A 21,310-nucleotide genomic window follows, 5' to 3' on the forward strand; every position below is an offset into this window, starting at 1 on the left:
CATGCCTATCCTTATCGCCATCCTTACAACTATCTTTTGACATGGTGACCTCGTGACGAAACAATCCACGAGATCTTCCTAGCCGACCAGATCAGCCCTCAGTGCGTGGTCGCCGGATGACGCTCACGTTACATGTGCAGATCGCCGACGCCTGGGCGGGCGACAACAAGCATGCCGCCGACCTGATCCGCCGCACGTTGGTGCTGCTCGCCGATCACGAATTGAATGCCTCGACCTTCACGGCGCGCTGCGCCGCCTCGACCGGGCTCAATCTCTATGACGCCGTCATCGCCGGGCTCGCCGCGCTGAAGGGTCCGAAGCACGGCGGCGCCGGCGTATTGGCGTCACGGCTGGTGAAGACGCTCGTCGACCAGGACGTCGAACCCGTGATCCGCGAGCGTGTCGCGCTCGGCGAGCGCTTCGCCGGTTTCGGCCATGGCGTCTACCGGCGCGGCGATCCTCGTGCGCAGTCGCTGTTGGATGCGCTCGCACGCACCGGCGCCGCGCGCAAATTCACCAGGGAGGTTCCGGAGCGGATCGCGGAGGCGACCGGCGAGTTCGTCAATATCGACTATGCGCTGGCCGTGCTGGTGCACAGCCTGCGGCTTCCGGTCGGCAGCGAGCTTGCGCTGTTCGCGATGGCGCGCAGCGTCGGCTGGATCGCGCATGCCAGCGAGCAATTGCAGCACGGCCGGCTGATCCGCCCGCGCGCACGATATGTCGGGCCGGCGCCCGGACGCAGCGCGGCCGCCAAAACCATTTGAGATGCGTAGCCCGGGTGAAGCGCCAGCGTAACCCGGGACCGCCGGCGACCATTGATAGGGATGTCCCCGGTTGCGCGGAGCCTGTCATCGGGCGCGCGTTCGCGCGACCCGTTGGCTCCACCCAGGCTACGTGCCGGACTTTGCCGCTGGCTCGATCACGCCGCGCCGGCGGCGGATGATCCAGAGCACCAGCGTCAGGATCAAGGCGCCGCCGATCACCGCCAGGATCCAGATATGCTTGCCGACATGATGGTGATACGGCAGCCCGCCATACTCATGCAGCGCCGAGATCGCGAGCACGCCCGGCAGCACATGCACCGGCGCCCAGAGCAGGACCGCGGGGATATTGACGCTGTAGAAGCGCACCGGCGGCATATCCAGCGCGCCGGCGGTGAGCGGCACGAAGGCGCGGAACGGCGGCACGAAGCGCGCAAAGAACACCGCGAGCGTGCCCCAACGGTGGAAGAATGCCTCGCTCTGCTCGATCAGGCGCGGATAGCCGGACAGCGGCCATGCGCTCAGAATCTCGCGCTGGCGGCGATGGCCGATCCAGTAGGCGGAGCCGTCGCCGAGCAGGGCGCCTGCGGCGGTGGCCGCCAGCACGGGCCAGAGCTTCAGCTCGCCGCCGGGGATCAGCGCGCCCATCGCCAGGATGATGGTCGAGCCCGGCACCAGCGACCCCGCCACCGGAACCGCCTCCAGAAAGGCGGCCAAAAACAGCGTCAGATAGGCAAGCCACGCATGGGCCGAAACGAAAGTGATCAGGGGGTCGAGGAATGTGGTCACAAAATTCCCGCAGCTCACGGTCTTGCCTGACCTCCAGAGCTAACAACTCGCCGCTGGCGTGGAAAGGGATCGCGGCAGGCCCTCGCGGCAAAGTGCAGCGCGATTCGCAGGGCAGCCCTCCAAAAACCGCGTCCAGCACCTATCTTTATGAAAGGACAACGGAACTTTGATCGTGCCGCGGGCTTCTGCCGGCGGTTGCACTCTGCTAGGCTTGTGCAGAGCACCCAATCCGCAGCCAAACGAATAATCTGGTTTCGGGATTCCCGGGACCTCGGAGGACGAATGACGACCGCCGCCCAGACCACATTGGAAGACACCGTCGGCTTGCCCGACATGAAAGTATCGGTCCGGCAGGTGTTCGGCATCGATAGCGACCTTGAGGTGCCGGCCTATGCGGAAGTCGACCCGCACGTGCCGGAGGTTGATGCGGATTACCGCTTCGACCGCGCCACCACGCTCGCGATCCTCGCCGGCTTCGCCAGGAACCGCCGCGTGATGGTCACCGGCTATCACGGCACCGGCAAGTCGACCCATATCGAGCAGGTTGCAGCGCGGCTCAACTGGCCCTGCGTGCGCGTCAACCTCGACAGCCATATCAGCCGTATCGACCTGGTCGGCAAGGACTCCATCGTGGTCCGGGACGGCAAGCAGGTCACCGAGTTCCGCGACGGCATCCTGCCCTGGGCGCTGCAGCACAATGTCGCGCTGGTGTTCGACGAGTATGACGCCGGCCGGCCTGACGTGATGTTCGTGATCCAGCGCGTGCTGGAGGTCTCCGGCCGGCTGACGCTGCTCGACCAGAACAAGGTGATCAAGCCGCATCCGGCGTTCCGTCTGTTCGCGACCGCCAACACGATCGGCCTTGGCGACACGTCGGGCCTCTATCACGGCACCCAGCAGATCAACCAGGGCCAGATGGACCGCTGGTCGATCGTCACCACATTGAACTACCTCGCCCATGACGAGGAAGTCGAGATCGTGCTCGCCAAGGCGAAGCACTATCGCAGCCAGGAAGGCCGCGACATCGTCAACAAGATGGTGCGGCTCGCCGATCTCACCCGCAACGCCTTCGCCAATGGCGATCTGTCGACGGTGATGAGCCCGCGCACGGTGATCACCTGGGCGGAAAACTCCGAGATCTTCGGCGATATCGGGTTTGCCTTCCGCGTCACCTTCCTCAACAAGTGCGACGAGCTCGAGCGGCCGCTGGTGGCTGAATTCTATCAGCGCTGCTTCAATGCGGAGCTGCCCGAATCCGCTGTCAACGTAGCGCTCAGCTAAGGACCAACGATGTCGTCCCGGACAAGCGAAGCGCGATCCGGGATCTCCCGAGCGAGCGCTCGCGCTCGTCGCGATAACCCCAGGACGTGGTTGTTGCGAAGATTGGGGCCGCCATCGCGCTCAACAACTTCTTCCTGTGGTTATAGGTCCCCGCCTTCGCGAGGACGACGGTGAGATCGAGATGACCATCTCCAACTCGAAATTCCGCGGAACGAAGGAAGCGCCGACCGAGCCGTTCAAGCGCGCGGTGACCTCGTGCCTGAAGGCGATCGCGAAGGCGCCGGAGCTCGAAGTCTCCTTCGCCGCCGAACGCCCGGGGCTTGCGCCCGGCAAGGCGCGACTGCCGGAGCCTGCGCGCAAACTGACCAAGCGTGACGCCGCGATCGTGCGCGGCCACGCGGACTCGATCGCACTGAAGCTCGCCTGTCACGATCCCAAGGTGCATCGCAAGCTGATCCCGGGCAATCCGCAGGCGCGCGGCGTGTTCGAGGCGGTCGAGCAGGCGCGCGTCGAGGCGATCGGCTCGCGGCGGATGGCGGGCGTTGCGAAAAACCTCAACGCGATGCTCGACGATCATTTTCACCGCGGCAAGTATGACGAGATCACCGACCGCGCCGATGCGCCGCTGGCGGATGCGCTGGCGATGCTGGTGCGCGAGCGGCTGACCGGACTGGCGCCCCCTCAGGCTGCGCGCAAGATGGTCGACCTTTGGCGCCCGCTATTGGAAGACAAGATCGGCACGCGGCTCGATAAACTGGCGCGATTCACCGAGGACCAGGCCAGGTTCGGCGACCTCGTGCATGATCTGTTGTCGGCGCTCGACCTCGGCGACGAGCGCGACATGGACTCCGACGAGGACGACAACCAGGATGAAAATCCGGATGGCGAGAGCGATCAGTCCGGCGCCGAAGGCTCGCCTGATTCCGACGCCGCGCAGGAGATGAGCGCCGACCAGGCGCAGACGACCTCGGAAGAGATGTCCGAGAGTGCGATGGAAAGCGCGCAGGCGTCCACCAGCGACACCTTCGACGACGGCGAGCTCGGCGACGACGAAACGCCGGGCGAGGCGACGCGGCCGAACACGCGTGGCGGCAACGAGCCGCGCGGTCCCGAATATCACGCCTTTGCACCGAAATTCGACGAGATCGTCGCGGCCGAAGACCTCTGCGACCATGACGAGCTGGAGCGCCTGCGCTCCTATCTCGACAAGCAGCTCGCGCATCTGCAGGGCATCGTCGCGCGGCTGGCCAATCGGTTGCAGCGCCGCCTGATGGCGCAGCAGAACCGCGCCTGGGAATTCGACCTCGAAGAGGGGATTCTCGATCCCGCGCGCCTGTCGCGCGTCGTCACCGATCCCTATCACCCGCTGTCGTTCATGCGCGAGAAGGAAGCGACCTTCCGCGACACCGTGGTGACGCTGCTGCTCGACAATTCCGGCTCGATGCGCGGCCGTCCGATCACGGTCGCCGCCACCTGTGCGGATATCCTCGCGCGCACGCTGGAGCGCTGCGGCGTCAAGGTCGAGATCCTCGGCTTCACGACGCGCGCCTGGAAGGGCGGGCAGTCCCGCGAAGCCTGGCTCGCCGCCGGCAAGCCGCCGAATCCCGGCCGGCTCAACGATCTCCGTCACATCATCTACAAGTCAGCCGACGCGCCGTGGCGGCGGGCGCGGAAGAATCTCGGCCTGATGATGCGCGAGGGCTTGCTCAAGGAGAACATCGACGGCGAGGCGCTGGACTGGGCGCACAAGCGCCTGCTGGCGCGTTCCGAGCAGCGCAAGATCCTGATGATGATCTCCGACGGCGCGCCGGTCGATGATTCCACGCTGTCGGTCAATCCCGGCAACTACCTCGAGCGGCATCTGCGCCACATCATCGAGGAGATCGAGACCCGCTCGCCGGTCGAGCTGATCGCGATCGGGATCGGCCACGACGTCACGCGCTACTATCGCCGCGCCGTCACCATCGTCGATGCCGAAGAACTCGGCGGCGCCATCACCGAGAAGCTCGCCGAGCTCTTCAGCGAGACTCACGGCCCTGCTCCCGCGGAACGCCGGCCCAGGCGGCTGCATTCTTGAACATCATGACATGACGCGCCGCGCCAACGGATCGTCTCATCCCGAGGAGCGGCGTCGCCGCTGCCCCTCGGACGACGAGGAAGCTGCCGGGCCTCATGGTTCGAGACGGCGCGAATGCGCCTCCTCACCATGAGGGATGGAGATCTTTCCCGCCGCCGCTTCCTGGGCATCGCCGCGGCGGGTCTTGCGACCACGGCGCTGCCATCCGCGGCGCGCGCGCAGACCGTTATCGAGCCGCCGACGAAACCGATCCTGCCGAGCGAGTCCACGGTGGCGGCGCCGGTCTCGATCGATGTCAATGCGCGGCCGCTGGCTTCCTTCGACATCCGCGATCGCTCGCATGTCAGGTTCGGCACGCTGGAGTATCGCAGCGGATTGGTGCTGACCTCCTCGTTTCGCGGCTTCGGCGGCCTGTCGGCGTTGCGGCTCGATGCAAAGGGCGAACGCTTCATCGCCGTCAGCGACCACGGTAGCTGGTTCACCGGCCGCATCGTTTACAAAGGCCGCGAGATGACGGGGCTCGCCGATGTCGAGGCGGCGCCGCTGCTCGGCCCGGATGGCAGGCCGATCACCGCGCGCGGCTGGTACGATTCTGAATCCATGGCGCTCGACGGCTCGTTCGTTTATGTCGGGCTCGAGCGTGTCAACCAGGTGCTGCGGTTCGATTTCGCCAAGGGATTCACGCGCGCACGTGGCGAGGTGGTGCCGCTCCCGCCGGCCGCGAAACGGCTTCCGAACAACAAGGGGCTGGAGGCGCTGGTGATGGTGCCGCAAGGCCAGCCGCTGGCGGGAACGCTGATCGCGATCTCTGAGCGCGGCCTCGATGCGCGGGGCAACATCATCGGCTTCCTGGTCGGCGGCAAGACGCCGGGGCAGTTTTCCGTTCGCCGCACCGACAGTTTCGACATCAGCGACGCGGTGCTGCTGCCGTCCGGCGACCTGCTGCTGCTCGAGCGCAAATTCTCCTGGGTTGGCGGCGTCGGCATCCGCATCCGCCGCGTCGAGCTTGCGTCCGTGATGCCGGGCGCCGTCCTCGACGGTCCTTCGGTCTTCAACGCCGATCTTGGCAACGAGATCGACAACATGGAGGGCATCGACGCCCACACCACGGCCGAAGGCGACACCGTGATCACCATGATCTCCGACGATAATTTCTCGATGATCCAGCGTACGCTCCTGCTGCAGTTCACGCTGGTGGAATAGGAGACTGGTTTCGGGGTTGGCAAACCCGGCGGCCAGCGGAACGGTTCTTGCAGCGCCGCGGCGTCAATCGAAATCGAGAGCCATGATGCGCAAGTTGTTTTCCATTCTCATCGCCGCGAGTTTGTTTGCCGCAGTTGCACAGGCGGAGACCTGGCCCTCGCGCCTGATCAAGGCGACGATCCCGTTCGGCGCGGGGAGTGCCACCGATGTGGTGCCGCGCCTGGTGTTCGATCGGCTATCGGCCGAGCTCGGCCAGCCCTTCGTGATCGAGAACCGCGCCGGCGCCGGCGGCACGCTCGGCACCGGCCTCGTCGCCAAGGCGGAGGCTGACGGCTACAACGTGCTTGCGCATTCCTCGGCGCTGACCATTGCGCCGGCAATCTTCCCGAATCTCTCTTTCGACGCGACCAAAGACCTTTCATCCGTGCTGATGATCGGCTCCAGTGCCAATGTCATGATCGTGCCGAAAGAGCGGCCCTGGAAAACCATCCAGGATTTCATTGCCGACGCCAAGGCGAAGCCCGGCTCGATCTCCTTTGGTTCGGTCGGCGTCGGCAGCGCCGTACATATCAGCGCGGAGAAATTCCTCCTCGCCGCCGGCATCGAGGCCACCCACGTGCCCTATCGCGGCGGTCCCGAAGTGATTGCCGACATCCTGGGCGGGCGCATCGATCTCTATTTCTGCCCGCTCGCGACCGCGCTGCCCCTGATCCGCGACGGCCAGGTGAAGGCGCTGTTGGTGTCGACGCCGAAGCGCGCCGCCGATTTGCCCGATGTGCCGTCTCCGTCGGAGATCGGTTTGACCGGCGCCGACAGCATGAGCTGGTTCGGGATCTTCGTGCCGGCGAAAACGCCGCGCGACATCATCGACAAATTTCACGCTGCAGGCATGAGGGTGTTGAATGATCCGGCGACGCAGGCAAGCCTGAAGAAGCTCGGCGTCGAGCCGATGCCGATGACATCAGACCAGATGGACGATTTCATCAAGCGCGAGACCGCCGCTAACCTGGAGTTGATCAAGGCGGCCGGAATCAAGCAGTAGCTGACAGCTTGAGACGGGGCCGGGGCGTCGCTAGATGAAAGGGCAGTTTCCCTCCTATCCGGATCCCCACATGAGCGCCCTGTTTTCCCCGATCGAGCTGCGCGGCCTGAAATTACCCAATCGGATCATGGTATCGCCGATGTGCCAATATTCGGCAGAAAACGGCGAGGCCAATGATTGGCATTTCACGCATATCAACATGCTGGCGCTATCGGGCGCGGCGATGTTCTGCATCGAAGCCACCCATGTGGAGGCCATCGGGCGCATCACGGCCGGCTGTCTTGGTCTCTACAACGACGCCACCGAGGCCGCGCTGAAGCCGATCCTGGCCTCGGTGCGCAAACATTCGAAAGCAGCGGTCGCGATGCAGCTTGCGCATGCCGGCCGCAAGGGATCGAGCCATCGGCCCTGGGATGGTGGGCAGTTGATCCCGTTGTCCGAAGGCGGCTGGCAGACCGTGGCGCCATCGGCGGTGCCGCACAAGGAAGGCGAGGCGGTGCCGCTGGCGCTTGATGAGGCCGGGCTCAAGCGCATCCGCGACGATTTTGTGACGGCCGCCAAGCGTGCCGACCGGCTCGGCATCGACGCGCTCGAACTGCATGGCGCGCACGGCTATTTGATGCATCAGTTCTTGTCGCCGATCTCGAACAGGCGCACCGACCAGTATGGCGGTTCGCTCGAAAACCGCATGCGCTTCCCGCTTGAAGTGTTCGACGCGGTGCGTGCCGCATTCCCGGATCGCAAGCCCGTTGGCATCAGGGTGTCGGCGACTGATTGGGTCGAGGGCGGCTGGGACGTCGCGCAGACGATCGAATTCGCCAAGGAATTGAAAAAGCGTGGGGTCGACTGGATCGATGTGTCCTCCGGTGGTGTTTCGCCATTGCAAAAGATTCCGCTGGGCCCGGGCTATCAGGTCCCGTTGGCGCAGGCCGTGAAGGAAGCAACTGATGTCACCACGATGGCAGTCGGCCTGATCACGGAAGCCAAGCAGGCCGAAGAGATCGTCGCTTCCGGCAAGGCTGATATGGTCGCGCTGGCCCGCGGCATGCTCTACGACCCGCGCTGGGCTTGGCACGCCGCCGCTGAACTCGGCGGACAGGTTGACGCACCGCCGCAGTATTGGCGTTCGCAACCGTCGACGCACAAAGCGCTGTTCGGCGCGACGACGTTCGGGGCACGGTAAATCTTCACCGTCATTGCGAGCGAAAGTGAAACGGCTATTCCGCTCTGCAATGACGAAAGCCACTATTCCGCCGCAACCGGGGTGGGTACTCTCGCTTGTGCATGAGATGCGACGGCAAAGTCGCACCAGAAACAAGCGAGAGGAAAGCCATGGAACTAGGATATTTCGCGATGCCCTCGCATCCGCCGGAGTGCGGATTGAAGGAGGGCCACGATTGGGACCTGCAGGTGCTCAGGTGGCTGGACGAACTCGGCTATCAGGAAGCGTGGATCGGCGAGCACCACACCGCGCCCTGGGAGCCGCATCCGTCTCCGGATCTGTTGGTCGCGCAGGCGTTGCTGCAGACCAAGAACATCCGCATCGGTCCCGGCGGCTTCCTGCTGCCCTATCACCATCCGGCTGAACTCGCGAACCGCGTCGCAATGCTCGATCATCTCTCCAATGGGCGGCTCAATTTCGGTGTCGCTGCAAGCGGCCTGCCGAGCGACTGGGCGATGTTCAATGTCGACGGCATGTCCGGCCAGAACCGCGACATGACGCGCGAAGCGCTCGAGATCATCCTGAAGCTTTGGACCGACGATGCTCCGTGGACATACAAGGGCAAATACTGGACGGTGACGAAACCGGACACGATGTTCGATTTCCTCAAGCCCCACCTCAAGCCGAAGCAGGCACCGTATCCGCCGATCGGGGTCGCCGGCCTGTCCAAGAACTCTGACACGCTGAAGCTGGCGGGCGAGCGCGGCTTCATCCCGATGAGCCTCAACCTCAACCCGGCCTATGTCGGCAGCCACTGGGATTCGGTGGAGGCGGGCGCAGCGAAGACTGGTCGCAAGCCGAGCAGGCAGGATTGGCGATTGGTGCGCGAAGTCTTTGTCGCCGACACCGACGAGGAAGCCTGGCGTCTGTCGACCGGCGACATGATGGGGCGGATGATGGGCGAGTATTTCCTGCCGCTGCTCGGTCACTTCGGCTTCAAGGACTATCTGAAAGCCACGCCCGACGTGCCGGACAGCGACGTCAACGTCGAATATTGCGCCCGCCACAACTGGATCGTCGGCTCGCCCGCGACCGTCACCGAGAAGATCGAGAAGATCTATCAGGAAGTCTGCGGCTTCGGCGTGCTGCTCGTGTTCGGATTCGACTACAAGCACAAGCCGGAAGCCTGGCACCACTCGCTGCAACTGTTGAAGCAGGAAGTGCTGCCGCGGCTCAAGCATCTCGGCAGCGAGTTCGGCCGCGCAGCGTAGCAGAAGCGATCGCAGAGCATAGCGTGGGCAAAGGGACTACATCCACCGCAGCTCACCACAAGTGACGATGAAAGCGTGCCCACCATTGCGAGCGGAATGCTCGATGGTGGGCACGCTGCGCTTTGCCCACCCTACGAGAGCTGCGAGTCTGCAGAAAATCGATAATCGCGGTAACTAATCGCCGTTATCAGCGCAATTTGCGGTGAACATGGGCCGCCGACATGTGCAGCGCCACATGCGAACGGTATCTTTCACGCTATCGGAAAGAGGCGTAGCCTGATCATTATCATGGGGGATCGGCACGATGCGGTCCCGCGTACGAAAGTTCGCCCATGTTCTCGAGCGCCTTGGCCTTGCCATGGCGGGAGCCGCGAGCGGCCTGTTCGTGGCGGCCCTTGTCGGGTCAGGCATCTCTGCCTTTACGTCGCAGGGATTTCTTCTGCTCATGATGATCTGCGGCGCAATCGGCTTCTATCTCGGCATCGACACGCCGCCACTGCCATTCCAGCCGCCGAGCGATCAATCCTCGCGCGGGAATATCGATGCGGCGGAATTCATGAGTGCGGTCGGGACGTTTCTTGCGGCACTGGTCGCCTTCGTCTCGGTGGTCCTCATCGTGCTTCGCATCGAGCCGCATGTCGCCTGGACGGTTGCGATCATGATCGGATGGGTGTTCGGCGTCGCCATGCAGATTGTCGCCGGCACGATCGCGCGTATGCGCTAGGTCGAAGCTGCCGACGGGGCTCGGATGCATTAATTGTATATAATATCAATGACTTAATTTCTGAAGCGGCGGCTGCCTGTCGATCGGGCATGTGCGCTTTCGGTCCTTGCGAAGATATTTCTTGAGCGACGCTCATTTTCGCGCTATCAAATGAGCATTGCTCAAATTCATCCGGAGGCCGCTCACATGGAAACACTTGTCCTGCAACTGACCCGGCAACTGACCACGACCTTCTTCGAGGATGTCCTCAAGTCCGTCCTGGAATTTGGCAGGTCGATCGCCCGCGTCATCACCGCGCCGATCAATCGTATTGCCAACGCCTGCGACGTTGCCGGCGTGCTCGAACGCCGCCGGTTTGCAGCACAGATCCGGCGTCGTGCGCGGCAAATGCAGCGTCCCCGCGGGCGCTGGCCGTTCGGTTCGCTCAGCGAGCTCACCTGAGACGGCCGAACGGTCCAATTCGCCTCGATTGCGGAGCCGGTTCCTAACCAAGAAATCACCATGCTCCGCATTGTCGCCGGCCAACATGGCCGCACCACAACCAGGCACAAGGTCTCGTACATCTTTGCCGTGCATGGTCAGCCGATGCCGCGACTTGCGACGTCGAACCGCGAGGCAATCAAGAACACTAATAGCAACGGCATCACTGCTTAACTTTCGCTTTTCCTGACCCCGATAACCCCAAAACGAATTTTACAAGGCCAAGGACTTTCGGCCGAACTGCCCAGGAACCGGTTATGATCAAACAGTTGATGTCGTCCCGCCGTTTCGCGCCATTGTTCTGGGCGCAGTTCTTCTCGGCCCTTAATGACAACGTCCTGAAGAACGCGCTGGTCATCATTCTGCTCTACGGCGCGACCGCCGGCGAGAATGCGTCGCTGGTAACACTTGCCGGCGCCGTTTTCATCTTTCCCTTCTTCGTATTGTCGGCGCTCGGCGGTGAGCTCGCGGACAAGTATGTGAAATCGGTCGTCGCCCGGCGGCTGAAATTCCTCGAGATCTTTGCTGCCTGCTTTGCGGCGGCCGGCTTCTTCCTGCATTCGGTGCCGCTTCTGTTCGCCGCGCTGGCGCTGTTTGGCACGGTCGCGGCGCTGTTTGGTCCGGTGAAATACGCGATCCTGCCTGATCAGCTCTCGGTTGGCGAGCTCGCCACCGGCAACGCGCTGGTCGAAGGTGCAACTTTCCTGGCAATCCTGATCGGCACCATCGCCGGCGGCCTGTTCGTCGCGGGCGCGAGCCACATGGGCTGGATCTCGCTTGCCGTGGTCGGCCTGTCCGTCCTGTCCTGGGCGTTCGCCGCGCGCATTCCCGCCACCACGCCGTCCGCACCCGAACTCGCCATCACCGCCAATCCGTGGACGTCCACGGTGCGGCTGCTCAAGTCGCTCTATGCCGAGCCACGTCTGTGGGACGGCATGGTGATCGTGTCCTGGTTCTGGCTCGCCGGCGCGGTCGTGCTGTCGCTGCTGCCCGCGCTGATCAAGGAAGGCGTTGGAGGCACCGAAGGCGTCGTCACTTTGTGCCTTGCGACCTTTGCGATCGGCATCGCGACCGGCTCGTTGATTGCGGCACAGCTCAGCCACGTCAGGCCCAATCTCGCGCTGGTGCCGATCGGCGCCATCATCATGGGCGTCGTTGGTCTCGATCTCGCCGCGGTGATCGGCGCGACCGTGCCGGGCAACGGCGTGACCGCGGCAGCGTTCGCGACCTCGTTTGGCGGGCTGCATATGCTGGTCGGCTTCTTCCTGTTCGCCATCGGCGGCGGCCTGTTCGTGGTGCCGGCGTTCGCCGCGGTGCAGGCCTGGACCGCGCCATCGGAGCGCGCCCGGATCATCGCGGCCGGCAACATCCTGCAGGCCGGCTTCATGGTGGTGGGCTCGCTGTTCGTCGCGCTGCTGCAATATGCCGGGCTTTCGATCGCCTGGATCTTCTTCGGCCTTGCCGTCGCGAGCTTCGGTTCGGTGTGGTTCGTGCTCAAGAAGTGGGGCAAGGAGGGTGTGCGCGACTTCGGCGCCTTGCTGTTCCGTGCGCTGTTCCGCGTCGAGGTTCGCGGCATTGAGAATCTGCCGCCCGCGGGCACGCGCATGCTGATCGCGCCCAACCATGTCAGTCTGGTCGACGGCCCGCTGCTGCACGCGACGCTGCCGATCGATGCCAGCTTTGCGGTCGATACCGGCATCGCGAAGGCGTGGTGGGCCAAGCCGTTCCTGAAGATGGTCCGTCACATTACCGTCGATCCGACCAAGCCGCTCGGCGCGCGTGATCTGATCAAGCTGGTCGCCTCCGCTGAACCTGTCGTGATCTTCCCCGAGGGCCGCCTGACCGTGCATGGCTCGCTGATGAAGGTCTATGACGGCACCGCGATGATCGCCGACAAGGCCGATGCCGTGATCGTTCCTGTCAGGATCGAGGGCGCGCAGCGCTCGCATCTCAGCTATCTCAAGAATGGCGAGATCAAGCGCTCCTGGTTCCCGAAGGTGACGATCACGATTCTGCCGCCGGTCAAGCTGCCGATCGACCAGTCGTTGAAGGGCAAGGCCCGCCGCAATGCCGCCGGCGCTGCGCTGCAGGACATCATGATCGAGGCCATGGTGAAGAACGCCATGCTCGATCACACCCTGTTCGAAGCGCTCGCCCATGCCCATCGTGACCGCGACACCGGCAAGGTGGTCGTTGAGGACGCGCTGGGCACGAAACTCACCTATCGCAAGCTCATCCTTGGCGCGCAGGTGCTGAGCCGCAAGCTCGAGCAGGGCACTGCCGTCGGCGAGAACATTGGCGTGCTGCTGCCAAACTCGGCCGGCGTCGCCGTCGTCTTCATGGCGCTGCAAACCATCGGCCGCGTCCCGGCGATGCTCAACTTCTCCGCCGGCCCCGTGAATGTGCTCTCGGCGATGAAGGCGTCGCAGATCAGGACCGTGCTCACCTCCCGCGCCTTCATCGAGAAGGGTAAGCTCGACAAGCTGATCGCGGCGATCGCTCCGGAAGCCCGCATCGTCTATCTCGAAGACATCCGCGCGACCGTCAACGCGCTCGACAAGATCCGTGGCCTCTTGGCTGGCACCGCGCCGCGTGTCGCGCGCAGGGCGGATGATCCCGCCGTGATCCTGTTCACCTCGGGCTCGGAGGGGACGCCGAAGGGCGTCGTGCTCTCCCATCGCAATATCCTGGCCAACGCGGCGCAGGCGCTGGCGCGGGTCGATGCCAATGGCAACGACAAGGTGTTCAACGCGCTGCCGGTGTTCCATTCGTTCGGACTTACGGGTGGCATGATGATGCCATTGCTCGCAGGGATTCCGATCTTCATGTATCCGTCGCCGCTGCATTACCGCATCGTGCCGGAACTGATCTACCAGACCGGCGCCACGATCCTGTTCGGCACCGACACATTCCTCACCGGCTACGCCCGCTCGGCGCATGCGTACGACTTCCGCACGCTGCGGCTGGTGCTGGCGGGCGCGGAGGCGGTGAAGGACCGCACGCGGCAGGTCTATATGGAGCGCTACGGCATCCGCATCCTCGAAGGCTATGGCGTCACCGAGACCGCACCGGTGCTCGCCATGAACACGCCGATGGCGAACCGCCCCGGCACCGTCGGCCGGCTGTCGCCCCTGATGGAATACCGTCTCGATCCGGTCCCCGGCATCGAGGAGGGCGGCCGGCTCTCGGTGCGCGGGCCGAACGTGATGCTCGGGTATCTGCGCGCGGAAAATCCCGGCGTGCTGGAGAAACTCGTCGATGGCTGGCACGACACTGGCGACATCGTCACCATCGACGCCGCGGGCTTCATCGCCATCAAGGGCCGCGCCAAGCGGTTTGCGAAGATCGCGGGCGAAATGGTGTCGCTGTCGGCGGTGGAAGCGATGGCGTCCGCGTTGTGGCCGCAGGCGATCTCGGTCGCGGTCTCCATTCCCGATGCGCGCAAGGGCGAACGCATCGTGCTCCTGACCACGCAGCGCGATGCCGAGCGATCTGCGATGCAGCGACAGGCCAAGGCGACAGGCGCCTCCGAGCTTGCCGTGCCGGCCGATATCCGCGTCGTCGACAAGGTGCCGCTGCTCGGCTCCGGCAAGACCGACTATGTCGCGGCGATCGCGTTCGCCAAGGAACTCGCTGCCGCGGCGCCGCCGCCAGCAGAGCCGATGGCCGACGTGGCGTAAGGTCTGCTTCATTGCGAGGAGTTCCGTAGCCCGGATGGAGCGCAGCGAAATCCGGGCCGCTCGATCCGACGGGATGAATCCCGGATTGCGCTGCGCTCCATCCGGACTACGATTCGACCAATCAACAATGATGCCGGCCAACGAAACGGCGGCCGGAACTCCGGAGGAACTCGATGCCTCTCCCGCTTGATCCCGTGATCGAGAAGATCATCCCGCTGCTGCCGCTGCGCGACCCAAAGGTCATGACGCCGCAGAGTGCGCGGCAGCAACTCCGCGATCTCGCTGCCGCGCGCGCCGCGATCCCGCCGCCGCTGGTCGAGCATGTGAAGGATATCAACGTGGCCGGCGGCGCAGGTCCGCGGCCGGCGCGGGTCTATCGCAACGGCAGCGGGACTGCACCAACGGTCGTGTTCTTCCACGGCGGCGGCTGGGTCGCGGGCGACCTCGAGACCCATGACCGGCAGGCGCGCAACCTTGCCATCGAAACCCGCGCGGTGGTGGTCTCCGTCGACTATCGCCGCCCGCCGGAGACGCGTTTCCCCGGCGCGTTCGAGGATGCCTTTGCCGCGGCGCGCGACGTGGTCGGCCGCATCAAGGAATTCGGCGGCGACGTAGCTCGCGTCGGCGTCGCCGGCGACAGCGCCGGCGGCAATCTCGCAGCCGCCAGCGCGCTCGCCTGCCGCGATGCCGGGATCAGGCTCGCCGGCCAACTGCTGGTCTATCCCGTCACCGACGTCGTCGGCAATTTCGCCGACGCTGCGGAGAATGCGCGGTTTCCGTCGCGGGCCGAGAATGCGGAAGGATACTTCCTGTCGCGCGCGGTGATGGAGTGGTTCTGCGGGCATTATCTCGAAGAGCGCGCACACGGCGCGGATTGGCGGGTCTCGCCGCTGCGGGCGAAGGAGTTGAAGGGCGTCGCACCCGCCGTTGTCACCACCGCCTGGTTCGATCCGCTGCGCGATGAGGGCGTCGCTTACGCCAACGCGCTGCGCGAGGCTGATGTGCCGATTACGCACCATGACGGGCAGGGCCTGATCCACGGCTATTTCGGCCTCGTCGACGCCTCCGAGGCCGCGCGAGCCGAGGCGCAGCGCGCGCGGACGGACTTCAAGGCGCTGCTCGACAAGGGCGCATATCATTAACCGACGGCGCGAACGCCCTTCGCGAATGGGCTGAGGCCCAGCCATTGCTGCATCGAGCGGGCGATCGCCTTGTCGCCGGTGAGCTCGATGCCGCCGTTTGCCACCTCGCGCTCGAGCGTCGAGATCCCCATCCACACCGCGGTCATCGTGCGCAACGGGCACGTCACATAGAGATCGACCTCGTAGCCGGGATCGGTCAGGCAGAGGTCGACGATGGCGCCGTCGATCACCAGCCACCAGGATCTGCGGCCCGACAGCTCCGGATAGATGAACTCGATGGTGCAACGGCGCGGCGGCAACGGCTCGGGGCGCAGATTCCGCCGCATGTCCCACATCAATAGCGACGGATCGAGATTCTTCAGCGACAGCGAGGACTCGACCCAGCGCTGGGCCCAGAAGCCGAGCGACATGATCACCTCGCGCAAATCCTCGCCGGCCTGCGTCGGCCGATAGTCCATCACGCCCGGTTGGCCCGATGGCGTCACACTGATCAGCCCGGCCACCTCCAGTTCCTTCAGCCGCTTCGACAGCAGCGAGGGCGACATCCGCGGCACGCCGCGGCGGAGGTCATTGAAGCGCGTGGTGCCGCACAGGAGTTCGCGCAGCACCAGCACGGTCCAGCGGTTGCAGACGATCTCGGCTGCCATCGCGACCGGGCAAAACTGCCCATAGCTTCCACGCTCGGTCCTGTCAGGCAATCGGCTTCTCCTGAAATGCGGTAGTACAAATATGCTAGCGCGGACCCGGCACCAGGCCGGAAGACGCGGCGGAAAATGTAAGCAATTCAGACGTGCTCTCGCCCCTCTCGGCGGTCACGGCGTCGCAGTACAGTTCCTGAACTGGAGCGCCCTTTGCGGCGGAATTAGGCTCTCTCACGGTGGATATTCTCAACGATGGAGAGTGTCATGAGCAGCAACGCAGCACACAGTCTCGATGCGTCAAAATCGCGCAGCGCGGTCGAGATCGCAGAGGAGCTTGGCCCGATCTTCGCGCGACGCGCCGAGCAGCAGACGGATGAGGACAGGTTCGTCGCCGAGGATTTCGCCGACCTGAAGGCCGCAGGCCTGGTTGAGGCCGGCGTGCCGGCCGAGCTTGGCGGCGGCGGCGCCGATGTCGACGAACTTGCCGAGATGCTGCGCACGCTGGCCCATTACAGCGGCTCGACTGCGCTCGCCTTCTCCATGCACACCCACCAGGTCGCGATTCCCGCCTGGCGCTGGAAGGTGCAGAAGGCGGCCCCCGTCGAGCCGCTGCTCCGGCGCATCGCCAATGAGCGCATCATCCTGTTGTCGAGCGGCGGCTCGGACTGGATCGGCGGCTCCGGCCGCGCGGAGAAGGTCGACGGCGGCTATCGCATCACCGCGCGCAAGGTGTTTTCGTCAGGCTCGCCCGCCGGCGACCTCTTGATGACGACCGCGGTGCTGGAAAGCGAAGGCGAGCCGGCAACGGTGCTGCATTTTGGCGTGCCCATGAACTCGCCGCATGTGAAGGTGCTCGACAATTGGCGCACGCTCGGCATGCGCGGCACCGGCTCCAACGATGTTGTGATCGACGGCCACATCGTGCCGGAGGCCGCGGTCGCGGCGAGACGCAAGGCCGGCGAATGGCATCCGCTGTTCCAGATCATCGCGACCACCGCGTTCCCGCTGATCTACTCGGTCTATCTCGGCGTTGCCGAGAGCGCCCGCGACATCGCGATCGCAACCGCGAAGCGCAAGACGCCGGACCAGCATGCGATCCGGCTCGCCGGCCGTATGGATACCGAGCTCGCGGCGGCGCGGCTCGCGCGTGAATGGATGCTGGCTGCCGTGCGTCTCAACGCGCCGTCGGCTGCGACCGTCAACCAGGTGATGATGGGCCGTCAGCTCGTCGCGCGGCATGCGATCGCGGCGGTCGAATATGCGATGGAGCTCGCCGGCGGCGCCGGCTTCTATCGCGCCACGGGGCTGGAGCGGCGCTTCCGCGACATCCAGGCGGCGCGCTACCATCCGCTGCAATCGGGCCCGCAGGCGCAATATGCGGGATCGATGGCGCTCGGTCTGCCGGTCGACCGGGTGTATTGAGCACCGCGTTGATGACGACAACTCGCGGTCGCGCCGCGCTCGTTGTCGCGAGGCAGGCAATCCGTCACGCCGCCGCCGGCGTCGAATGGATTGCCGCCGCACTCGCGCAACACATGATGATGACGGCCCATGCCGGCGCGACGTTTTCGCTTCTGATGTCAAAGAGCCGAGGGGACGCGCGCCGTCGTCCTCGCGGCGGAAGACGTCCGAGGCTTGCGGCCGTTTCACCCTCTTGAGGAACGAATCGTAGGGTGGGCAAAGCGAAGCGTGCCCACCGCCACGAGCCGAGTACGGAGGGTGGGCACGCTGCGCTTTGCCCACCCTACGCTTCTGATTTGCCCGTCGGGCAATTACACACCACCGTCGTTCCCGCGAAAGCGGGGACCCATAACCACAGGTGATTGTTGTGGCGCGAGCAAGCGGTTGCGGCGGAGCAGACTACAAACGCTTGTGGTTAGGTGTCCCGAGTCCCGGCTACGCCAAGGCTTCGCTGCGGCGCGCAAGCCCGGGACGGCGGGAGAGGGCTCGGTCGGCTGCGTCGACCGTGGCTGCCTCCCGGTTTTGATCCTGATCGAGCTCAGCAGCATCGCGGCGACGATCATCACCAGGATTCCACCAAGGCTGAGCGCAATCTGCATTGCAAGCCCATCCGAGATGTCGAGCAGCGCCACGTGGCTGGCGAACGCCAGCAGAACGCCGAGGCAATAGATTGGAAGCGAGTTCGCGCCACAGCGTATCGCGCCGCGCATCACCGGCGTCGCCAGCCCTCGCCAATTGTGAGGCACAAACCATGCAGCCAAAACCGCAAGAGCCAGAAAATGCAGCAGTCGCAATGGACTGAGATTCGATTTGTCCATTGGGAAAAGCAGATTCGTCAGGGTCTGCGGGAGCAGCGGTTCCAGCGGCTTGATGCTCGAGCTCAATGCGACGATCAGGCTGAAAACCAGATAGAGAACGGCCAGGACCAGCGCCGCGCGCGAGGTCACCCACGGCCGGAATCTGTTTCCCTCGATGACCCACCAGGCGCCAAGCACAAGCAGAAGCTGCCAGGCAAGGGGATTGAAGAACCAGACGTTGTGCGGCCAGGCGGGCACGGTCCAGCCGAAGACGTGCACGAGCCCATAAAGCAACACCGAGGCGCCAAGCGTCACGTTCGGTACGCGCAACAGCAGCCACAGAAGCGGCGCGAACAGGACGTGATAAATCACGAAAACCGGCAAGATGTCGGTGTTGACGGGACGGTATTGCAGGATCGCAGCGTGCGCGAGCGCCGCGCCCGGATGCTCCAACAGGATGCGCGTATTGGTCGCGTCGGCAAGATGGTCGCTGCCTGCAAGGTAAACCATGATGACGCAAGCGAGCGTGAGCAGCAAAGATGCAGCATATATGTCCCATCCTCGCCGCAGCGAACGGCTGAGCACGCCGCTCCAGCCCTCGCGCTGACGCGCCCTGCCGTAGGCCAGCGCGCAGGTCACGCCCGACACGAACATGAATACTTCCGCGGCATCGCTGAAGCCGTAGTGGCGCAGTGTCAGCCAACTTCCGATGTTGTCGGGGACATGGTCGAGAAAAATGCACCATAGTGCGATGCCGCGGCAGGCATCGATCCGCAGGTCGCGGCCAAACCCCTCGAGTTCCGGCGGCGACTCGTCAGCCAATCGCTTCGAGATGTGAGTTCGATCATGCATCTGGTTACTCTGTCCAGCGTGCGAGCGCGCTCTCGGTCGGACACAGGTCGACGAGACAGCCGATGCGGTTACGAGGCCCGGCTATCGGATGGCTTGGGCTTCTTTCGTGGCGGGGCGGTCGTCCCCACCGCTAACCCGATCACCAGGGCCGGCAGGATCGCCGGCGTCGCAATTCGCTTCCCGGATTTCGTCGTTCGCAACCGGGATCAGAAGCTGCTGTCGCATTTCGGCGAGGCGGGCGCGGCAATATTCGCGGTAAAGCAGGTCTAATATGATGGACATGATCGAATCCTCGCTTGATCATCACCGTCGACATCCCACGCATTTCGCCCGCGGCCGAAAATGACCTGTGCCGGGGGAGTTGGTTTCCGACGAGATCTGATGACGATTTTCGCGCCGCCAAAGTACGAAACGAAATCGGTATCAGCGGACATCCAAGTGCTGCAGATCGATCTGCACCGCGGATCGTTGAGTTCGATCAATCGCGAACAACGTGGTAAAGCTGAACCAGCGCTTGCAGGCACCGGCGATTTCTAAAAATGGGCGTGATGGCGGCAACGAGAAATAGAGTTGTCACGGCTATCTCTCCTTAAAGGAGATTTTTGACGTCGACTTTCGCAATAATATTATGGGTCTAATTTTCTGGCCGCCAAGTGAGCCAATTCACATCAGCATCGATCACGGGTGAGTGAGACTAGCAGGCGGACGCTGTGGTTTCTTGGACTGCTGCGCACCGCATAAACGAAGGTTGGTGCGCGAATTGCAAACTACACATGCCGGCATCATTGTTGGAGCGCTTTATCCGAATGTTTTATCAACGCTGGGAGAGTGGCCATGTCTACCGGCGCAACCGATTTCGTATCGTATCGATTCTCGACGCGCGAGCTCCCGGAGCGGATTCGCATCCCGATGTGGCGCGAGAATTTTGGTCGAACCATAGTCCACGCCGATATCGAGCCTTCATCGGAGGTGCCGTTTCAGGCCGAAGCGACATTACACGCCCTTCAGGGGTTGCGCATGCTCTCCTTGAAGGGTTCAGCAATGCGCTTCAAGCGGTCGCAAACGAACATTGTTGATGGTGATGACTCGATCGGCCTCATCGTCAGTCTGCCCGGCAGGAGTCAGCTATCGCAGCGCGGCCAGGAGTTCGAGCTCCGCGGCGGCGATGCAACGGCGATTCTGCATTCGGAGCCCGTCGCTGTCACCTATCTGGAAGGATTGCAATTTGGTCTGGCCTTGCCGCGCGATGCGCTTGCGTCGCGCGTGACCGAGGTCGACGACCTCACCATGCGGCCGATTTGTCGCCGAACCGAAGCGCTCCGACTTCTCATGACTTATGTGAAGTTGGCATTGAAGGAGGACGCTCTAGCTGCCCCTAAGCTACGTGATGCGATCGTTAGTCACATCCACGATCTCGCGGCGCTCGCAATCAGCGAGCACGCTCCCTTGGGCGAGAGCAACGCGAGCGCAGTCATGGCTGCGCGCCACAGCGCCGCCCTCGACCATATCGCGGCGCACTTTCAGGACCCGGAGCTCACCCTGGAGGTGGTAGCCGATAGGCAGGGCATCTCTCCTCGTTATCTGCAGCGCCTGATGGCGTCATCCGGAACGTCGTTCACGGGGCGCGTGAATGAGTTACGGCTCCAAAAGGCGTTTATGCTGCTGTTCCAGCCCCAGGACAACGCGCGGCGAATTTCCGACATCGCGCTGGAAGTCGGCTTCTCGGATATTTCGCATTTTAACCGGCTATTCCGCGCCCGCTTCGGCGATTCGCCACGCCGCGTGCGCAGCCGGAGGGGGTAATGGTGCGTGACACGTGACCCCGATCCGCGGGTGCCGCGAGCAGTGCGGCGCTGGCGTCGCGCAACACTTGCATCTGTCGTAGGGTGGGCAAAGCGCAGCGTGCCCACCGCCACGAGCGGAGTGTCGATGGTGGGCACGCTTACG

Annotated in this window: 17 protein-coding genes and 1 pseudogene; 15 read left to right on the forward strand and 3 right to left on the reverse strand. The window is 64.0% G+C overall.

Annotation, left to right across the window (positions count from 1 at the left end):
* Positions 1-128 precede the first annotated feature (128 nt).
* Positions 129-764 (forward strand): annotated as a pseudogene (locus tag ACZYOF_RS04075) (citrate synthase); the annotation flags it as partial.
* A gap of 126 nt (positions 765-890) precedes the next feature.
* Here the strand turns inward: ACZYOF_RS04075 and ACZYOF_RS04080 are convergent.
* A complete protein-coding gene (locus ACZYOF_RS04080) occupies positions 891-1,550 on the reverse strand; it encodes a DedA family protein (RefSeq protein WP_282530862.1) in 660 nt (219 codons plus the stop codon).
* Between the two features lie 282 nt (positions 1,551-1,832).
* Between ACZYOF_RS04080 and cobS the strand changes: the two genes are divergently transcribed.
* From cobS to ACZYOF_RS04130, 10 genes are all read left to right on the forward strand, one after another.
* Positions 1,833-2,831 carry a cobaltochelatase subunit CobS gene (gene cobS / locus ACZYOF_RS04085; RefSeq protein ID WP_130577697.1) on the forward strand — a complete coding sequence of 333 codons (999 nt, stop codon included), beginning with the start codon at positions 1,833-1,835 and terminating at the stop codon, positions 2,829-2,831.
* A 181-nt stretch (positions 2,832-3,012) separates the two neighbouring features.
* Positions 3,013-4,908, forward strand: a complete 1,896-nt coding sequence (cobT, locus tag ACZYOF_RS04090) for a cobaltochelatase subunit CobT (RefSeq protein ID WP_394567036.1) — start codon at positions 3,013-3,015, stop codon at positions 4,906-4,908.
* A 114-nt stretch (positions 4,909-5,022) separates the two neighbouring features.
* Entirely contained in the window at positions 5,023-6,111 is a 1,089-nt protein-coding gene (locus tag ACZYOF_RS04095) for an esterase-like activity of phytase family protein (RefSeq protein WP_463714887.1), read from the forward strand.
* A gap of 85 nt (positions 6,112-6,196) precedes the next feature.
* Positions 6,197-7,153 (forward strand): Bug family tripartite tricarboxylate transporter substrate binding protein, encoded by a 957-nt coding sequence (locus ACZYOF_RS04100; RefSeq protein ID WP_463714888.1) that lies wholly within the window; start codon positions 6,197-6,199, stop codon positions 7,151-7,153.
* Positions 7,154-7,223: 70 nt separating this feature from the next.
* Positions 7,224-8,336, forward strand: a complete 1,113-nt coding sequence (locus ACZYOF_RS04105; RefSeq protein ID WP_282530858.1) for an NADH:flavin oxidoreductase/NADH oxidase — start codon at positions 7,224-7,226, stop codon at positions 8,334-8,336.
* A gap of 149 nt (positions 8,337-8,485) precedes the next feature.
* Complete coding sequence (locus ACZYOF_RS04110; RefSeq protein ID WP_463714889.1) at positions 8,486-9,586, forward strand: LLM class flavin-dependent oxidoreductase; 1,101 nt, start codon at positions 8,486-8,488, stop codon at positions 9,584-9,586.
* A gap of 304 nt (positions 9,587-9,890) precedes the next feature.
* Positions 9,891-10,310: a hypothetical protein gene (locus tag ACZYOF_RS04115; RefSeq protein ID WP_130577700.1), complete on the forward strand. Its 420-nt coding sequence runs from the start codon at positions 9,891-9,893 to the stop codon at positions 10,308-10,310.
* A gap of 186 nt (positions 10,311-10,496) precedes the next feature.
* Positions 10,497-10,751, forward strand: a complete 255-nt coding sequence (locus ACZYOF_RS04120) for a hypothetical protein (RefSeq protein ID WP_282530857.1) — start codon at positions 10,497-10,499, stop codon at positions 10,749-10,751.
* A 296-nt stretch (positions 10,752-11,047) separates the two neighbouring features.
* Positions 11,048-14,470, forward strand: a complete 3,423-nt coding sequence (locus ACZYOF_RS04125; protein ID WP_463714890.1) for an acyl-[ACP]--phospholipid O-acyltransferase — start codon at positions 11,048-11,050, stop codon at positions 14,468-14,470.
* A 173-nt stretch (positions 14,471-14,643) separates the two neighbouring features.
* Positions 14,644-15,612: an alpha/beta hydrolase gene (locus ACZYOF_RS04130; protein ID WP_463714891.1), complete on the forward strand. Its 969-nt coding sequence runs from the start codon at positions 14,644-14,646 to the stop codon at positions 15,610-15,612.
* Here ACZYOF_RS04130 and ACZYOF_RS04135 read toward each other — a convergent pair.
* On the reverse strand, positions 15,609-16,259 hold the full coding sequence (locus tag ACZYOF_RS04135) for a winged helix-turn-helix transcriptional regulator (protein WP_463714970.1): 651 nt from the start codon (positions 16,257-16,259) through the stop codon (positions 15,609-15,611). The genes ACZYOF_RS04130 and ACZYOF_RS04135 overlap by 4 nt on opposite strands.
* Positions 16,260-16,517: 258 nt before the next feature.
* Here ACZYOF_RS04135 and ACZYOF_RS04140 point away from each other — a divergent pair, with 258 nt between their 5' ends.
* Positions 16,518-17,675: an acyl-CoA dehydrogenase family protein gene (locus tag ACZYOF_RS04140; RefSeq protein WP_463714892.1), complete on the forward strand. Its 1,158-nt coding sequence runs from the start codon at positions 16,518-16,520 to the stop codon at positions 17,673-17,675.
* A gap of 350 nt (positions 17,676-18,025) precedes the next feature.
* Here the strand turns inward: ACZYOF_RS04140 and ACZYOF_RS04145 are convergent, their stop codons facing one another.
* Positions 18,026-19,363, reverse strand: coding sequence for an OpgC domain-containing protein (locus ACZYOF_RS04145; RefSeq protein ID WP_463714893.1), 1,338 nt, complete (start codon positions 19,361-19,363; stop codon positions 18,026-18,028).
* A 93-nt stretch (positions 19,364-19,456) separates the two neighbouring features.
* Between ACZYOF_RS04145 and ACZYOF_RS04150 the strand changes: the two genes are divergently transcribed.
* The 3 genes from ACZYOF_RS04150 (at position 19,457) to ACZYOF_RS04160 (ending at position 21,166) form a co-directional block, all read left to right on the forward strand.
* Positions 19,457-19,633 carry a hypothetical protein gene (locus tag ACZYOF_RS04150; RefSeq protein WP_282530553.1) on the forward strand — a complete coding sequence of 59 codons (177 nt, stop codon included), beginning with the start codon at positions 19,457-19,459 and terminating at the stop codon, positions 19,631-19,633.
* A 111-nt stretch (positions 19,634-19,744) separates the two neighbouring features.
* Positions 19,745-19,900, forward strand: a complete 156-nt coding sequence (locus tag ACZYOF_RS04155) for a hypothetical protein (protein ID WP_463714894.1) — start codon at positions 19,745-19,747, stop codon at positions 19,898-19,900.
* A 297-nt stretch (positions 19,901-20,197) separates the two neighbouring features.
* Entirely contained in the window at positions 20,198-21,166 is a 969-nt protein-coding gene (locus tag ACZYOF_RS04160) for a helix-turn-helix domain-containing protein (protein ID WP_463714895.1), read from the forward strand.
* Positions 21,167-21,310 lie beyond the last annotated feature (144 nt).

It is taken from the genome of Bradyrhizobium sp. LeoA1Lang (assembly GCF_055413685.1).

Bases quoted from the DNA above. Each gene is read 5' to 3' on its own strand.
- cobS (WP_130577697.1), top strand. From the start codon at position 1,833: ATGACGACCGCCGCCCAGACCACATTGGAAGACACCGTCGGCTTGCCC.
- cobT (WP_394567036.1), top strand. From the start codon at position 3,013: ATGACCATCTCCAACTCGAAATTCCGCGGAACGAAGGAAGCGCCGACC.
- ACZYOF_RS04095 (WP_463714887.1), top strand. From the start codon at position 5,023: ATGCGCCTCCTCACCATGAGGGATGGAGATCTTTCCCGCCGCCGCTTC.
- ACZYOF_RS04100 (WP_463714888.1), top strand. From the start codon at position 6,197: ATGCGCAAGTTGTTTTCCATTCTCATCGCCGCGAGTTTGTTTGCCGCA.
- ACZYOF_RS04105 (WP_282530858.1), top strand. From the start codon at position 7,224: ATGAGCGCCCTGTTTTCCCCGATCGAGCTGCGCGGCCTGAAATTACCC.
- ACZYOF_RS04110 (WP_463714889.1), top strand. From the start codon at position 8,486: ATGGAACTAGGATATTTCGCGATGCCCTCGCATCCGCCGGAGTGCGGA.
- ACZYOF_RS04115 (WP_130577700.1), top strand. From the start codon at position 9,891: ATGCGGTCCCGCGTACGAAAGTTCGCCCATGTTCTCGAGCGCCTTGGC.
- ACZYOF_RS04120 (WP_282530857.1), top strand. From the start codon at position 10,497: ATGGAAACACTTGTCCTGCAACTGACCCGGCAACTGACCACGACCTTC.
- ACZYOF_RS04125 (WP_463714890.1), top strand. From the start codon at position 11,048: ATGATCAAACAGTTGATGTCGTCCCGCCGTTTCGCGCCATTGTTCTGG.
- ACZYOF_RS04130 (WP_463714891.1), top strand. From the start codon at position 14,644: ATGCCTCTCCCGCTTGATCCCGTGATCGAGAAGATCATCCCGCTGCTG.
- ACZYOF_RS04135 (WP_463714970.1), bottom strand. From the start codon at position 16,259: ATGGCAGCCGAGATCGTCTGCAACCGCTGGACCGTGCTGGTGCTGCGC.
- ACZYOF_RS04140 (WP_463714892.1), top strand. From the start codon at position 16,518: ATGAGCAGCAACGCAGCACACAGTCTCGATGCGTCAAAATCGCGCAGC.
- ACZYOF_RS04145 (WP_463714893.1), bottom strand. From the start codon at position 19,363: ATGCATGATCGAACTCACATCTCGAAGCGATTGGCTGACGAGTCGCCG.
- ACZYOF_RS04155 (WP_463714894.1), top strand. From the start codon at position 19,745: ATGACGATTTTCGCGCCGCCAAAGTACGAAACGAAATCGGTATCAGCG.
- ACZYOF_RS04160 (WP_463714895.1), top strand. From the start codon at position 20,198: ATGTCTACCGGCGCAACCGATTTCGTATCGTATCGATTCTCGACGCGC.